This window comes from Kitasatospora putterlickiae (assembly GCF_039527695.1).
Classification (GTDB): Bacteria; Actinomycetota; Actinomycetes; order Streptomycetales; family Streptomycetaceae; genus Kitasatospora; species Kitasatospora putterlickiae.
In genome coordinates, this window is the sequence record NZ_BAAAKJ010000286.1 from 20,706 (window position 1) to 34,358 (window position 13,653).

The 13,653-nt window shown below is 73.8% G+C and carries 16 protein-coding genes; 11 read left to right on the forward strand and 5 right to left on the reverse strand.

The genetic code is table 11. The features are described 5' to 3' along the window. The first annotated feature begins 85 nt into the window (after nt 1-85). Nucleotides 86-688, forward strand: a complete 603-nt coding sequence (locus ABD308_RS27850; RefSeq protein ID WP_344340105.1) for a GNAT family N-acetyltransferase — start codon at nt 86-88, stop codon at nt 686-688. 3 nt (nt 689-691) lie between these two features. On the opposite strand, the gene ABD308_RS27855 is transcribed toward ABD308_RS27850, so the two are convergent. Beyond that, nucleotides 692-826 carry a hypothetical protein gene (locus tag ABD308_RS27855; RefSeq protein WP_344340107.1) on the reverse strand — a complete coding sequence of 45 codons (135 nt, stop codon included), beginning with the start codon at nt 824-826 and terminating at the stop codon, nt 692-694. A 330-nt stretch (nt 827-1,156) separates the two neighbouring features. Here ABD308_RS27855 and ABD308_RS27860 point away from each other — a divergent pair, with 330 nt between their 5' ends. The 5 genes from ABD308_RS27860 to ABD308_RS27880 all read left to right on the forward strand — a co-directional run bounded on the left by ABD308_RS27860 (nt 1,157) and on the right by ABD308_RS27880 (nt 4,883). After that, a complete protein-coding gene (locus tag ABD308_RS27860; protein WP_344340112.1) occupies nt 1,157-2,020 on the forward strand; it encodes a helix-turn-helix domain-containing protein in 864 nt (287 codons plus the stop codon). Then, entirely contained in the window at nt 2,017-2,205 is a 189-nt protein-coding gene (locus tag ABD308_RS27865; RefSeq protein WP_344340116.1) for a DUF397 domain-containing protein, read from the forward strand. Before ABD308_RS27860 ends, ABD308_RS27865 begins: the two co-directional genes overlap by 4 nt. Before the next feature lie 13 nt (nt 2,206-2,218). Further along, complete coding sequence (locus ABD308_RS27870; protein ID WP_344340121.1) at nt 2,219-2,410, forward strand: DUF397 domain-containing protein; 192 nt, start codon at nt 2,219-2,221, stop codon at nt 2,408-2,410. A 242-nt stretch (nt 2,411-2,652) separates the two neighbouring features. After that, complete coding sequence (gene metG, locus ABD308_RS27875; protein WP_344340125.1) at nt 2,653-4,383, forward strand: methionine--tRNA ligase; 1,731 nt, start codon at nt 2,653-2,655, stop codon at nt 4,381-4,383. A gap of 173 nt (nt 4,384-4,556) precedes the next feature. Further along, the gene (locus ABD308_RS27880; protein WP_344340131.1) at nt 4,557-4,883 is read left to right on the forward strand and encodes a DUF6087 family protein; all 327 of its coding nucleotides are present in this window, start codon (nt 4,557-4,559) and stop codon (nt 4,881-4,883) included. A gap of 22 nt (nt 4,884-4,905) precedes the next feature. On the opposite strand, the gene ABD308_RS27885 is transcribed toward ABD308_RS27880, so the two are convergent. Both ABD308_RS27885 and ABD308_RS27890 read right to left on the reverse strand, forming a co-directional pair. Further along, on the reverse strand, nt 4,906-5,793 hold the full coding sequence (locus ABD308_RS27885) for a class I SAM-dependent methyltransferase (RefSeq protein WP_344340135.1): 888 nt from the start codon (nt 5,791-5,793) through the stop codon (nt 4,906-4,908). A gap of 30 nt (nt 5,794-5,823) precedes the next feature. Then, on the reverse strand, nt 5,824-6,798 hold the full coding sequence (locus tag ABD308_RS27890) for an NAD(P)/FAD-dependent oxidoreductase (protein ID WP_344340137.1): 975 nt from the start codon (nt 6,796-6,798) through the stop codon (nt 5,824-5,826). Between the two features lie 174 nt (nt 6,799-6,972). Between ABD308_RS27890 and ABD308_RS27895 the strand changes: the two genes are divergently transcribed. Next, a complete protein-coding gene (locus ABD308_RS27895) occupies nt 6,973-8,031 on the forward strand; it encodes an aldo/keto reductase (RefSeq protein ID WP_344340140.1) in 1,059 nt (352 codons plus the stop codon). 60 nt (nt 8,032-8,091) lie between these two features. Here ABD308_RS27895 and ABD308_RS27900 read toward each other — a convergent pair whose 3' ends face one another. Next, nucleotides 8,092-8,991 carry an NAD(P)-dependent oxidoreductase gene (locus ABD308_RS27900; protein WP_344340145.1) on the reverse strand — a complete coding sequence of 300 codons (900 nt, stop codon included), beginning with the start codon at nt 8,989-8,991 and terminating at the stop codon, nt 8,092-8,094. Nucleotides 8,992-9,096: 105 nt separating this feature from the next. On the opposite strand from ABD308_RS27900, the gene ABD308_RS27905 reads away from it, so the two are divergent. After that, nucleotides 9,097-9,444 carry a winged helix-turn-helix transcriptional regulator gene (locus tag ABD308_RS27905; RefSeq protein ID WP_344340151.1) on the forward strand — a complete coding sequence of 116 codons (348 nt, stop codon included), beginning with the start codon at nt 9,097-9,099 and terminating at the stop codon, nt 9,442-9,444. A 4-nt stretch (nt 9,445-9,448) separates the two neighbouring features. On the opposite strand, the gene ABD308_RS27910 is transcribed toward ABD308_RS27905, so the two are convergent. Continuing rightward, on the reverse strand, nt 9,449-9,871 hold the full coding sequence (locus tag ABD308_RS27910; RefSeq protein WP_344340155.1) for a DUF350 domain-containing protein: 423 nt from the start codon (nt 9,869-9,871) through the stop codon (nt 9,449-9,451). Between the two features lie 171 nt (nt 9,872-10,042). Here ABD308_RS27910 and ABD308_RS27915 point away from each other — a divergent pair, with 171 nt between their 5' ends. The 3 genes from ABD308_RS27915 (at nt 10,043) to ABD308_RS27925 (ending at nt 13,625) form a co-directional block, all read left to right on the forward strand. After that, nucleotides 10,043-10,489 (forward strand): hypothetical protein, encoded by a 447-nt coding sequence (locus ABD308_RS27915; RefSeq protein ID WP_344340159.1) that lies wholly within the window; start codon nt 10,043-10,045, stop codon nt 10,487-10,489. Between the two features lie 6 nt (nt 10,490-10,495). Further along, nucleotides 10,496-11,725, forward strand: coding sequence for a glutathionylspermidine synthase family protein (locus ABD308_RS27920; protein WP_344340163.1), 1,230 nt, complete (start codon nt 10,496-10,498; stop codon nt 11,723-11,725). A gap of 82 nt (nt 11,726-11,807) precedes the next feature. Continuing rightward, complete coding sequence (locus tag ABD308_RS27925) at nt 11,808-13,625, forward strand: NHL domain-containing thioredoxin family protein (RefSeq protein ID WP_344340167.1); 1,818 nt, start codon at nt 11,808-11,810, stop codon at nt 13,623-13,625. The last annotated feature ends 28 nt before the right edge of the window (nt 13,626-13,653 follow it).

Consider the following 13,653-nt stretch of genomic DNA (forward strand, 5'->3'; position numbering starts at 1 on the left):
GCGGGGCCTCCCTTTGCCCTTCCGGCTTTGCACTAGCACAAACAGCCATTGCCTCTAGTACATTCGCGGGCTACCGTTCCGGATCATGACCGCGAAGCTTCCCGCCCCCGTCACCCTCACCGGCCGCCGCGTCCGCCTGGAGCCGCTGGACCGCCGCCACCTGTCCGAGCTGTGGGCCGCCGTCGGCCCGGACCCCGAGGTGTGGCGGTGGATCCCGTTCGGCGCGCCGGCGTCGGAGGAGGAGCTGGGGGCGATCCTCGACCGCCGGCTCGCCGAGGTGGCGGCCGGGACCGCCGTGAAGTTCGCCGTGACCGACCTCGCCTCGGGCCGGGCCGTCGGGCTCACCGGCTACTACGCGTTCGACGCGGAGGACGAGCTCGTCGAGATCGGCGGCACCTGGTACGCCCGGTCGGTGTGGCGCACCGCCGTCAACACCGAGTCCAAGCTCCTGCTGCTGACTCACGCGTTCGAGGAGTTGGGCATGGGTCGGGTGTTCTGGAAGACCGACGCGCTCAACGACCGTTCGCGCACCGCGATCCTGCGGCTGGGCGCGCGGTTCGAGGGCGTCCACCGCCGGGAGAAGCGGCGCGCGAGCGGCGTCTGGCGGGACACCGCGTACTTCTCGATGCTGCGCGACGAGTGGCCGGACGCGCGCGCCCGGCTGGAGCGGCGGCTGGCCGCCGGCTGACCGCTACTTGTCGTTGCGGGGCGCCAAGTCCCGTTTGCCGGACCGCTGTTCCCGGGGCTGACGGGTCGCGATGATCTGCGCCACCACGCCGACGAAGACCACCGACACCAGCAGGCCCGTCAGCAGCACCACGGCCATCAGCGATCGACCGCCGCCACGGCCGGCACCGCCTCGCCGCACACCCCGATGAGTTCCACACCCCAGTCATCGGCCAAAGCGGCGGCGAGGTCAAGCCCCCGACCACGAGTTCGATCCGCGCCCGGTTCAAGCAACATCGACTGCCCCCAGTCCAGTTGAGGCGTGGAGTCGGCTGCCGACGCGGGTCGGCCCCATGCCGACGACGCTAGGGTTCCAGGGGTAACAGTTGCTACCGCAGCTGGTGCACTTCACCCCATCGAGCTACTCGGTGGACCCGGTGTCCACGGGGCGGCAGACTGCACCGAAGGCACCGACCGAGGAGAGACGCGCATGCCACCACGCCTGTCGCCCAGCGTGCGCCAGCAGCGGCTCGGCTCGGAACTGCGCAGGCTGCGCGAGCACGCCGGCATGACGCCCAAGGCCATGGCGGCGGCGCTGGGCACGGACGTCCCCAAGATCTCCCAGATGGAGAACGGGAAGTCCGGCGTCAGCGCCGACCGCCTCCGCTCCTGGGCCGCCGCCTGCCGCTGCGCGAACCTCCCGCTCATCGAGGCCCTGACCCTGATGACCCAGGACCGGGGCAGGCACTGGTGGCACCACTTCCGCGGCCGGGTCCCCGCCGGCATGCTCGACATCGCCGAACTCGAACACCACGCCGAGTCGCTGCTCGTCCTGAACACCACCTCGATCCCCGGCCTGCTGCAGACCAGCCGGTACGCCGCCGCGATGTTCGCCCGGCTGCGTCCACCGCTGCCGCGCCACGACGCCGACGTCCGGACCGCCTTCCGCACCGAACGCCAGCAGGTGCTCTCCGCCGGGCGGCCGTTCACCGCGTTCATACACGAGGCCGCGCTGCGGATGCAGTTCGGCGGCCCCGCCGTCCTCCGGGAACAGCTGGCCAGCCTGCTCGACGACGCCGAGCGCCCCGGGGTCACCCTCCGCGCGATCCCCTTCAGCGTCGACACCTACCCCGGCTCGGGCGAGGACCTCTTCCTCGCCCACGGCCCGGTCCCCGAACTCGACACGGTGCAGATCGACCTCACCCAGGGGCCGCAGTTCATCGACTCGGAGGCGGACCTGGCGTCCTACCGCACCATCGTCGGCGAGTCCGACTCACTCGCCCTCGGCCCTGAGGAGTCCCACGACTTCATCCGGCGGATCATGACGGACCTGGAAGGGCGGCAATCCCGATGACCGACTGGCAGAAGTCCTCGATGAGCGGCAACAGCAACCAGTGCGTCGAAGTGCGAACCGCCGGCGGCCGCATCGAGATCCGCGAGTCCGACACCCCCGAATCCGTCGTCACCACCACCCGCGAGTCGTTCGGCCGATGGCTCGCACGCGTCAAGCGCGGCGAGTTCGACCACCCCACCCCCTGAAGGAGCCCCTCCCATGGAGACCTGGCAGAAGGCCGCCCCCGGCGGCGAGGGCGACGACGCCCTGGAGATCCGCACCGTCGACGGCATGGTCGAACTCCGCGACCCGAAGAACGACGCCGTCATCGTCCGCACCACCCCGCGCAAGTGGGCCGCCTTCGTCCTCGGCGTCAAAGCCGGCGAGTTCGACCACTTCGTCGAGCCGTAACCCCGTCCCGCCGCCCCCTCGCCCCCTCCGACGAGGGGGCGAGGCGGGGACGCCCCGGGGAAATGGGCGCGAGGGGGCGGGGTGGGCTTCGATAGGATCGGGGGGCCCACAGTGGAACGTCGCTCTGGCCGGCAGCCCGGGAGGCGGCGCCTGTGCCCGGTTCCCCTCGCCGCCCCAGACCCTGCGCCCGTCACGGCACTCCGGGACAGGGGTGCGTGCGGGAGAAATCGGAGCATCCGAGGATGGCTCGGCACCTGATCACCAGCGCCCTCCCCTATATCAACGGGATCAAGCACCTGGGCAACATGGTCGGGTCCATGCTGCCGGCGGACGTCTACTCGCGGTACCTGCGCCAGCGCGGGCACGAGGTGCTGTACATCTGCGCGACCGACGAGCACGGGACGCCGGCCGAGCTGGCCGCGCAGGAGGCCGGGCTGCCGGTGGCGGAGTTCTGCGCCCGGGCGCACGAGCAGCAGAAGGCGGTGTACGACGGCTTCCGGCTGTCGTTCGACTACTTCGGCCGCAGCTCCTCGCCGCAGAACCGGGAGATCACCCAGGAGATCGCGCGCGAGCTGCACGCCAACGGGTTCATCGAGGAGCGGGCGATCCGCCAGGTGTACTCGAACGCGGACGGCCGCTTCCTGCCGGACCGGTACATCGTCGGCACCTGCCCGCACTGCGGTTACGACAAGGCGCGCGGCGACCAGTGCGAGAACTGCACCCGGGTGCTGGACCCGACGGACCTGCTGGAGCCGCGCTCGGCGATCAGCGGCAGCGCGGACCTGGAGGTGCGGGAGACCAAGCACCTGTTCCTGCTCCAGTCGAAGCTGACCGGCCAGGTGGAGGACTGGGTCGCCGCGCACGGCGACGAGTGGCCGGTGCTGGCCTCCTCGATCGCCCGCAAGTGGCTCACCGAGGGCCTTCAGGACCGCGCGATCACCCGTGACCTGGAGTGGGGCGTGCCGGTGCCGGCCGACGTGTGGCCGGAGCTGGCGGCCGCCGGCAAGGTCTTCTACGTCTGGTTCGACGCGCCCATCGAGTACATCGGCGCGACCAAGGAGTGGTCGGACGCGGCGCGGGCCGGCGAGTCGCGGGACTGGAAGTCCTGGTGGTACGAGGCGGACGAGACCGTCCGCTACACCGAGTTCATGGCCAAGGACAACGTCCCCTTCCACACCGTGATGTTCCCGGCCACCATCCTCGGCTCGCGCAAGCCGTGGAAGAAGGTCGACTACGTCAAGGCCTTCAACTGGCTGACGTACTACGGCGGGAAGTTCTCGACCAGCCAGAAGCGGGGCATCTTCACGGACGTCGCCCTGGACCTGCTGCCGGCCGACTACTGGCGCTACTTCCTGATGGCGCACGCCCCCGAGTCCGACGACTCCAGCTTCACCTGGGACCTCTTCGCCTCGGTGGTCAACAAGGACCTCGCCGACACCCTCGGCAACTTCGTCAACCGGGTGCTGTCGTTCAGCCGCAAGCGGTTCGGCGACGACGTGCCGGCCGGGCGGCCGGCGGGCGAGGCGGAGCAGCGGCTGGGCGCGCAGATCGCCGAACTGCTGGCCGACTACGAGACGCAGCTGGAAGCGCTCAACTTCCGCAAGGCGGCGCAGAGCCTGCGCACCCTGTGGAGCGCGGGCAACGCGTACCTGGACGAGAAGGCGCCCTGGCTGCAGGTGAAGACCGACCCGGAGGCGGCGGCGCTGACGCTGCGCACGGCGATGAACCTCATCCACCTGTACGCGGTGGTCTCCGAGCCCTTCATCCCGACGGCGGCACAGGCGATGCGCGAGGCCTTCGCGCTGCCCGCCGACGCCCCGGCCCGCGCCGCCACCTGGGTGGACGCGGACGCGGCGCGGGCGCTGGACGCGGTGCCGGCCGGGACGCCGTTCACGGTGCCGCCGGTGCTGTTCGCGAAGATCACCGACGAGGACCTCGCCACCTGGACCGAGCGCTTCGGCGGCGGCGAGTAACCACCGGACGCGCCACCGCCCGGCCGTCCTCCCACCGGGGAGNNNGGCCGTCCATCGGGGAGGCGGCCGGGCCGGCCGTCCATCGGCTTTTCACCCGATCGTGGAATCGCGGCGCCCGGGGCGGATCGGCAAGACTGACCGTCCCCGACCGATACGCCAGGGAGGCCCCCACGATGGACGTCGAGGACGAGCCGCCGGCCGACGAGCCGCTGGCCGACTGGTACGCCCGGCGGGCACGCCGCCGCCGCGCACCGGGCACCCGGGACGCGATCACCCTCGCCCCGGGCCCCCGCCGCGCCGCCCACCTCTTCCAGGACGCGCCCCGGCTGGTCGTCGAGTGGGACGGCCACACCTGGCGGCCCGTCGGAGTGGCCGAGAACTACGCCGAGGCCTACCCCCTGATCAACCGCTCACCCCGGCCCGCCGACCCCCACCCGGCGGACACCCCCGCCCCTCTCCTGCGCCACGGCACCGGCCGCCACCGCAAACCGGACCACTGACGGTTCGTCACCGCGCTTGGACCTAGGCCCGGTCGGTCGCGCGGGCGGTGTGGACGGTGAGGGCGGTCAGGTAGAAGGCGTCGGGGCGGTTGAGGATGCCGGTGGGGGCGTGGCGGTCCAGGAGGGCGTCCAGGGCGGCGCGGTCTTCGGCGTCCAGGAGTTCGGTGAACTGGTCGCGGCGGCGGGCGAGTTGGACGTGCAGGAACTCGCGGGTCGGGGTGTCCAGCGGGGCCGGGCGGTCGACCAGGAAGGTACGGGTGCCGGTGGGGACCAGGCCGGCTGCGGCCAGCATGGCCGGCCAGTCCTCGACCACGGCCACGGAGCCGGGGGCGGACTCGCGCATCGCCGTGAAGGTGTCCTCGTACGCCGCGTCCAGCCGGGCCTGGAGGCCGGGGCGGCCCAGGCCGAGGTCGCGCGGGAGGTAGCGGGCGGGCAGGCCGCGTTCGGCGACGGCCAGCACGCCGCCCGGGCGCAGGGTGGCGCCCAGCGCGGTCAACGCGGCCTGCTGGTCGCCGAGGTGGTGGATCGCGTTGCCGGACCAGAGCAGGTCGGCGCCGCCGAGCGTGCCGAAGTCCTCCGGCAGGTCGGCCCGGTGGGTGGCGACGCGGCCGCCCGAGCGGGTGCGGGCGCGCTCCAGCAGGGCGGCCGACTGGTCGACGGCGACGACCTCGGCGGCCGGGAAGGCGTCCGCGAGCAGCCCGGCGATCACGCCCGGGCCGCTCCCCACGTCGAGCACCCGGCGGACGGGGACGCCGTCCAGCAGCCCGCCCAGCCACCGGGCGGCCTCGGTGACGGCCGGGGCCTGGACCTCGGCCTCGCGCTCCAGGTGGGCGGCGAGGGCGTCCCAGTCGAACCCGGCGTCCTGACCGTGGTGATGGGCGTGGGCGTGGTGGTGGGCGTGCTGGGTCATGGAGGGACCCCGTCCTCTCGGTGAGTCGGATCAGGCGGCGGCGAGGGCGAGGGCGCGCTCGACGTCCTCGTCCACCAGGTCGTGGTTGAGCGCGAACGCCGCCGCGGCGCCCGCCCCGGCGGCGGTGACCACCTGGGCGCGCGGGTCGGCGACGTTGCCGACCGCCCACACCCCGGGCACGCTGGTGCGGCCCACCTGGTCGGTGGTCACCCAGCCCTGCGCGTCCCGCTCGCAGGCCAGGCCGAACAGCAGGGCGTCCCGGGGCACCAGGTGCGGGAACAGGAACACCGCCTCGCGCGGCACGGCCGTGCCGTCCGCGAGTTCGACGCCGCGCAGCCGGTCGTCCGTGACGACCACCCGCTTGATCTCGCCCTCGACGACCCGCACGCCCCGGGCGGCGAGCTTGGCGCGGTCGTCCGCGGAGAGCTCCAGGGTGTGCGCGAGGAGCACCACGTCCGCCGACCACTGGCGCAGCAGCAGCGCCTGGGGCACCGCGCCCGGGTGGGTGCCGAGCACGCCGAGCGGGCGGTCGCGCACCTCGTAGCCGTGGCAGTACGGGCAGTGCAGCACGTCGCGGCCCCAGCGTTCGGCCAGGCCGGGCAGCTCCGGCAGGCCGTCGCGCAGTCCGGTGGCGACGACCACCCGGCGGGCCCGCAGCGCCGGGCCGCCGGCCAGGTGGACGTCGAAGGCGGGGTCCGGGCCGGGCACCGGCTCGACGTGGTCCACCCGGGCGTCGAGCAGGTCCACCCCGTACCCCGCCAGTTCGGCGCGGCCGGTCTCCAGCAGCGCGGCCGGGGACACGCCGTCCCGGGAGAGGAAGCCCCCCATCCGCTCGGCCGGGGCGTTGCGCGGCTGCCCGGCGTCCACCACGGCCACCCGGCGGCAGGCCCGGGCCAGCACCAGGGCGGCGTTCAGTCCGGCGGCGCCGCCGCCGACCACCACCACGTCATAGCCGTCGGTGGCGGCGGGAATCTCGGGAACGGTCTCGTTGCGCGTGTCGCTCACGGCGATCACCTCCACCGCCAGGCTGCGCCGACCACCGGCCGGCGGGCAACTTTCGTTGCTGTTTCGGCAACATCCGCCCTCGCCGGGGGAACCGGCCCTTGCCTTGGAGCGCACTCCAACTCCTAGGGTCGGCAGCCGAACCACCGACCCGCACTCCCGGAGGGGACCACCACCATGCGCTACCGCACCCTCGGCGGCACCGGCATCGAGGTCAGCGCCTACTGCCTCGGCACGATGATGTTCGGCGCGATCGGCAACCCCGACCACGACGACTGCGCCCGGATCGTCCACGCCGCGCTCGACGCGGGCGTCAACTTCGTCGACACCGCCGACATGTACTCGGCCGGCGAGTCCGAGGAGATCGTCGGCAAGGCCCTGCGGGCCCGTGGCGACCGCGACGACGTGGTGCTCGCCACCAAGGTCCACTTCCCGATGGGCGAGGGCCGCAACCGGAGCGGCAACTCCCGCCGCTGGATCGTCCGCGCGGTCGAGGAGAGCCTGCGCCGGCTGGGCACCGACCGGATCGACCTGTACCAGGTGCACCGGCCCGACCCCGCCACCGACATCGAGGAGACCCTCGCCGTCCTCGGCGACCTGGTGCGGGCCGGCAAGATCCTCGCCTTCGGCTGCTCGACCTTCCCCGCCCACGAGCTGGTCGAGGCGCACCACGTCGCCGAGCGGCGCGGCCTGCCCCGGTTCCGCACCGAGCAGCCGCCGTACTCGCTGCTCGCGCGCGGCGTCGAGCGGGACGTCCTGCCGACCGTGCGGCGGCTCGGCATGGGGGCGCTGACCTGGTCGCCGCTCGCCTCCGGCTTCCTCACCGGCCGCTACCGCAAGGACCGGCCGATCGACCTGAGCAGCGGGCGCCCCGCCCTGATGCCGGGCCGCTTCGACCCGGCGCTGCCGGTCAACCAGGCCAAGCTGGACGCCGTCGAGGGGCTGACCGCCGTCGCCGAGGACCTCGGCCGCACGCTGCCCGAGCTGGCCCTCGCCTTCCCGCTGGCGCACCCGGCGGTCACCTCGGTGATCATCGGCCCGCGCACGCTCGGCCAGCTGGAGGCGGCCCTCAAGGGCGCCGACCTCGTGCTCGACGACGCCACCCTGGACCGCGTCGACGCCATCGTGCCGCCCGGCACCGACGTCTACCCGCCGGACGGCGTCTGGAGGCCCCGCGCCCTCACCGACCCGGCCCTGCGCCGACCCCGCCGCGCCGACCGGCCGGCGGCCGGCTGACCGGCGGCCGGCGACCGGCTGACCGGGGGCCGACCGGGCGTCGAGGTCCGGGGCGCCCGGTCACACCCGCAGGAGGTCGATCACGCCGGTGAGGTCCTCCCCTCCGTGGCGCGCCGGGTCGGCGGCGAGGCGGCGTTGCATCAACTCGAAGTAGGGCGAGAGCAGTTCCGTGCTCACGCCGCGCTCCTCGGCGGTGCGCAGGAACGTCGGCACGCCGGCGACCTGCATCGCCAGATCGGAGACGACGTCACCGGTGTAGTCGCCGGACGCCAGCCGCCCGGCGGTGGCCTCGACCGAGCCGGTCATCGCGACGAGCCAGGAGGAGAGCAGCGGGGCCAGCGCACGCGGGTCGACGGACTCGTCGCGGACCAGCGCGAAGGCGTGCGCGACGCCCGCGAACATGCCGTACATCGCGCTCAGCAGCGCCACGTCGTGCAGCGCGGCGAAGCTGGCGTCCTCACCGACGTACCGGGTGCCGGCCGGGGCCGCGAGGGTCGCGCCGTGCTCCTCGAAGAGCTCCCGCGAACCGCTGTAGAAGACGTACGGGCCGGCCTGCGGGACGCCGATCATCGGCGGGACGGCCATGATGCCGCCGTCCAGGTAGCGGGCGCCGCGCGCGGTCACCAGGGCGGCGCGGGCGCGGGCCGTGCCGGGGGTGCTGGTGACCAGGTTGACGACGTCCTTGCCGGTGAGGTCGGCCCCGGCCAGCGCCTCCTCGACCGAGGCGTCGTCGAGCAGGCAGACCACCACCAGCCGGTTGGCGGCGACCGCCTCGGCCGCGGTGGCGGCGACGGCGGCGCCCCGGGCGGCAAGCGCCCCGGACCGGGCGGCGGTGCGGTTCCAGACGGTCAGCGGGTGTCCCGCGGCGAGCCAGGACCCGGCCAGCGCGGCGCCCATCGCACCGAGGCCGAGCAGGGTGAGCGGGGTCTTCGAAAGGGTGTCAGCGGTGTTCTGCGTCATGCCGATCAGCCTCGTTCCGGCCCCCGGAAACGATCAAGTACGCACTTCGGAGTGGGTGGTTACCCTGAGGTGAGCGAGCAGGCCGGCGAGGGGTGGGGACAGGACATGACGACGACCGTACCGAGGCCGGGGGCGCACGTGTGCGGGATCGACGCCGCGATGGACGTGATCGGCGGCAAGTGGAAGGTGCTGATCCTCTGGGCACTGGCCGAGCGGCCGGGACTGCGCTTCGGCGCGCTGCGGCGGCAGGTGCCGGGGATCACCGAGAAGGTGCTCGCCGCCCACCTGCGCGAGCTGGAGGCGGACGGCATCGTGCACCGCGAGTCGTACGAGGAGGTGCCGCCGCGGGTCGAGTACTCGCTCACGGCGGCCGGGCTCCGGCTCAACGAGGCGCTCGCCCCGCTGGGCGCCTGGGGGCGCGAGCACGTGCTGGACGGCGCCCGGCGCCCCTGACGGGTCAGGCGATCGAGGCGGACACGATCGCCGCCACCGCGAGGTTGCAGCTGGCGGTCACCCAGACCGCCGGGTGCGGCTCCGGGTCGACCAGGATCGCGCCCAGCTTGCCCGGCGTCAGCACGTCCACCACCCAGAACGCGACGGCCATCAGCACCAGGCCGAGCACGCCGAAGGAGATGGTGGACGCCATGCCCTTCCCGAAGTCCTCGTAGGTGTAGAGGATCGCGGTGAAGACGATGCCGCCGATGCCGAGCAGCGCCGAGCTGAGCAGCACGGCCGCGTTGCGGTTGCGCTCCACCCAGATCTGGCGGCCGAGCTTTCCGGGCGTCAGGGCGTCCACCAGGAGGATGCCGAGCAGCAGCAGGACCACGCCGACGCCGCCGAAGGCCGCCGCCGCGCCGAGACCGTGCAGGATGTCGTTCATGGGTGTGTGGCCCCCCGTTGTCCGTGTCGCAGGTCGCACGCCGTGGGACGGCCGCCCGCGCGCGGGCTCCTCCCACGGTCAAGGATCGGCAAAAGATAACCCATCACGGCCGGATTCCGAGAGGGATCCGGCCCTCCCGCACCAGGAGGCGCGCGCGTACCATCGGACGCCATGACCCAGCCGTCGCCCGTCAGCCCCCTCCGGATACCGGACGTCTCCAGACCGGTCGCCGCACAGCCGGACCCCGCCGTGCCTGACACCGCCACGCCTGACACCGCGGCACCGGGCACCGCGGCACCGGGCGTCCCCGGGCCGGGCGCCCCCGCCCGCCGCCGCTCCGGCTTCGTCGCCCTGGGCATGGTCGGCACCCTCGCGCTCGCGCTCTCCGGCTGCTCGTCCTCCTCCGGGAAGAACCCGCCGAGCCGCTGCGTCGACCCGGCCACCCTCAAGGTCCTCGACAGCCACTCCTGCACCACCAAGAGCACCGTCACCGCCGGCCGCTGGTACTACTGCGGCTCCGGCGCCGCCACCGCCACCGGCGGCACCTTCGACAAGGCCGCCACCAAGCGCGGCGGCTTCGGCTGCCCGTCCGGCTCCAGCGGCTCGGGCGGGGGCTGATCCGCCGTGCGCCGCCGCACCATCGAACCCCGCCCCGACTGGCTGGCCACCGTCGAGGGCCAGGGCCTCATCTACGCGATGTGCTCGGACCCGTGCAACCAGGGCGGCCCGCACGCCTACTGGGACGAGTCCGCGTACTACGAGTTCTCGCTGCCCGAGGTGGAGGCCCTGGAGGAGGTGGTCGAGGAGCTGCACGAGATGTCGCTGGCCGCCGCCGACCACGTGGTCCGCACCGGCCGGTTCGCCGACTACGGCATCACCGACCCGCGGCTCGCCGCCGCCGTCGCCGAGTCCTGGCACCGCCGCGACGAACAGCCCACCCTCTACGGACGGTTCGACCTCGCCTACGACGGCACCGGCCCGGCGAAGCTGTTCGAGTACAACGCCGACACCCCGACCTCGCTGATCGAGGCGGCCGGACCGCAGTGGTTCTGGATGGAGGAGCGGTTCCCCCGGGCCGACCAGTGGAACTCGCTGCACGAGCGGCTGGTCGCCGCCTGGGGCCGGCAGAAGCACCTGCTGCCGCCCGGCCCGGTGCACTTCGCGCACTCGCGCGGCGACACCGAGGGCGAGGACTGGATGACCACCCTCTACCTCCAGGAGTGCGCCGAGCAGGCGGGCGTCGAAACGGTCGGCATCGCCATGGAGGACATCGGCTGGGACGGCCTGTCCGGCCGCTTCGTCGACCTGGAGCACCGCTTCGTCCGCGCCGCGTTCAAGCTCTACCCGTGGGAGTGGCTGGCCTCCGACGAGTTCGGCGAACAGCTGCTGGACGTCGTCGACCACGGCGGCTCCACCGGCTCCACGATGTGGATCGAGCCGGCCTGGAAGATGCTGCTCTCCAACAAGGCCCTGCTGGCCGTGCTCTGGGAGCTCCACCCGGGCCACCCCAACCTGCTGCCCGCCTACCTGGACGGCCCGCGCGAGCTCGCCGACCCGGACGGCCCGGGTTACGCCGCCAAGCCGCTGCTCGGCCGCGAGGGCGCGGGCGTGCGCATCGTCGAGCCGGGCGGCCGCGAGACCCGCCTCGCCGACTGGGCCGGCGACCCGGACCGCTACGGCGCCGAGGGCCACTGCTACCAGCGGCTCCACCCGCTCCCCGACTTCGACGGCAACCGCCCCGTGCTCGGCACCTGGGTGGTCGACGGCGAGGCCGCCGGCCTCGGCATCCGCGAGACCGACGACAGCCCCATCACCCACCAGGGCGCCCGATTCCTCCCCCACCTCATCGTCTGACCCGCCCGGATGACCCGCCCGGACCGCCCGCACCGGGCCCGCCGCCGGAATGCCGGCCGGCCCGGTGCTGTTTGATTGGCGCATGGTCTCTCGTGCACGTGTACGCGCCCCCGAGCTGGTCGGGGCAGGCGGTTGGCTGAACACCGGCGGCAAGGAGCTGACGCTCGCCGACTTCCGGGGCAAGATCACCATTCTGGACTTCTGGACGTTCTGCTGCGTCAACTGTCTGCACGTCCTGGACGAGCTGCGGGAGCTGGAGGAGAAGCACCGGGACACCGTGGTGATCGTCGGCGTGCACTCGCCCAAGTTCGTGCACGAGGCCGACCACCGGGCCGTGGTGGACGCGGTGTCGCGGTACGAGGTGCACCACCCGGTGCTGGACGACCCGGCGCTCGCGACCTGGAAGCAGTACGCCGTGCGGGCCTGGCCGACGCTGGTGGTGATCGACCCGGAGGGGTACGTGGTCGCCCAGCACGCCGGTGAGGGGCACGCGCACGCGATCGCCCGGCTGGTCGAGGAGCTGGAGGCGGAGCACGCCGCGAAGGGCACGCTGCGGCGCGGCGACGGCCCGTACGTGGCGCCCGAGCCGGCCGCCGGGGACCTCCGGTTCCCGGGCAAGGCGGTCCGGCTGCCGAACGGCCGCTTCCTGGTGGCCGACTCCGGCCACCACTCGCTGGTCGAGCTGGAGGCCGACGGCGAGACCGTGGTGCGCCGGATCGGCGACGGGACGCGCGGGCTGGTGGACGGCGCCGCCCCCCGGTTCAGCGAGCCGCAGGGCCTGGTGCTGCTGCCGGAGGGCACCGCGGAGTACGACGTGATCGTCGCCGACACCGTCAACCACGCGCTGCGCGGCGTCCGGCTGGCCGACGGCACCGTGACCACCCTGGCCGGCACCGGCCGGCAGTGGTGGCAGGGCTCCGCGACCGAGGGCCCGGCCCGCGAGGTGGACCTCTCCTCGCCGTGGGACGTCGCCTGGTTCGACGGCCGGGTCTGGATCGCGATGGCCGGCGTCCACCAGCTGTGGGCGTACGACCCGGCGGCCGGCACGGTCGGCGTCGCGGCCGGCACCACCAACGAGGGCCTGGTCGACGGCCCCGCCGCCGAGGCCTGGTTCGCCCAGCCGTCCGGCCTGGCCGTCTCGGCGGACGGCGAGCGGCTCTGGGTCGCCGACTCCGAGACCTCGGCGCTGCGCTGGGTTTCACGTGAAACCAAGGCCGTGCACAGCGCCGTCGGCACCGGGCTGTTCGACTTCGGGCACCGGGACGGCGCGGCCGACCAGGCCCTGCTCCAGCACCCGCTGGGCGTCACCGTGCTGCCGGACGGCTCGGTGGCCGTCAGCGACACCTACAACCACGCACTGCGCCGCTACGACCCGGCGAGCGGCGAGGTCAGCACGCTGGCCACCGACCTGCGCGAGCCGTCCGGCGCGGTGCTGGTCGACGGCGACATCGTGGTGGTCGAGTCCGCCCGGCACCGGCTGACCCGGCTGCGGCTGCCCGAGGAGGCCGTCCGGGTGGACGCGGTGGCGCACCGCACCCAGCGGGCCGCCACCGAGGTCGCGCCGGGCGCGCTGCGCCTCGACGTGGTCTTCCGGGCGCCCACCGGCCAGAAGCTGGACGAGCGCTACGGCCCGTCCACCCGGCTGCTGGTCAGCGCCACCCCGCCCGAGCTGCTGGTCTCCGGCGCGGGCGCGGACAGCGCGCTCTCCCGCGAACTGGTGCTCTCCGGCACGGTGACCGAGGGCGTGCTGCACGTCTCGGCGATGGCGGCGTCCTGCGACGACGACCCGGCGATCGAGTACCCGGCCTGCCACGTCCATCAGCAGGACTGGGGCGTCCCGGTGCGGCTCACCGCCGACGGCGCGCGCCGGCTGCCGCTGGTGCTGGCCGGCCTGGAGTAGCCGGCCCGCCGCTCGTACGAGGGGCCCG

Excerpts from the sequence above, each read along its gene's own strand:
- ABD308_RS27910 (WP_344340155.1), bottom strand. The coding sequence starts at position 9,871 with ATGAACGACATCCTGCACGGTCTCGGCGCGGCGGCGGCCTTCGGCGGC.
- ABD308_RS27865 (WP_344340116.1), top strand. The coding sequence starts at position 2,017 with ATGACCGACTGGCAGAAGTCCTCGATGAGCGGCAACAGCAACCAGTGC.
- ABD308_RS27855 (WP_344340107.1), bottom strand. The coding sequence starts at position 826 with ATGGCCGTGGTGCTGCTGACGGGCCTGCTGGTGTCGGTGGTCTTCGTC.
- ABD308_RS27895 (WP_344340140.1), top strand. The coding sequence starts at position 6,973 with ATGCGCTACCGCACCCTCGGCGGCACCGGCATCGAGGTCAGCGCCTAC.
- ABD308_RS27905 (WP_344340151.1), top strand. The coding sequence starts at position 9,097 with ATGACGACGACCGTACCGAGGCCGGGGGCGCACGTGTGCGGGATCGAC.
- ABD308_RS27860 (WP_344340112.1), top strand. The coding sequence starts at position 1,157 with ATGCCACCACGCCTGTCGCCCAGCGTGCGCCAGCAGCGGCTCGGCTCG.
- ABD308_RS27915 (WP_344340159.1), top strand. The coding sequence starts at position 10,043 with ATGACCCAGCCGTCGCCCGTCAGCCCCCTCCGGATACCGGACGTCTCC.
- ABD308_RS27900 (WP_344340145.1), bottom strand. The coding sequence starts at position 8,991 with ATGACGCAGAACACCGCTGACACCCTTTCGAAGACCCCGCTCACCCTG.
- metG (WP_344340125.1), top strand. The coding sequence starts at position 2,653 with ATGGCTCGGCACCTGATCACCAGCGCCCTCCCCTATATCAACGGGATC.
- ABD308_RS27870 (WP_344340121.1), top strand. The coding sequence starts at position 2,219 with ATGGAGACCTGGCAGAAGGCCGCCCCCGGCGGCGAGGGCGACGACGCC.
- ABD308_RS27925 (WP_344340167.1), top strand. The coding sequence starts at position 11,808 with ATGGTCTCTCGTGCACGTGTACGCGCCCCCGAGCTGGTCGGGGCAGGC.
- ABD308_RS27880 (WP_344340131.1), top strand. The coding sequence starts at position 4,557 with ATGGACGTCGAGGACGAGCCGCCGGCCGACGAGCCGCTGGCCGACTGG.
- ABD308_RS27850 (WP_344340105.1), top strand. The coding sequence starts at position 86 with ATGACCGCGAAGCTTCCCGCCCCCGTCACCCTCACCGGCCGCCGCGTC.
- ABD308_RS27885 (WP_344340135.1), bottom strand. The coding sequence starts at position 5,793 with ATGACCCAGCACGCCCACCACCACGCCCACGCCCATCACCACGGTCAG.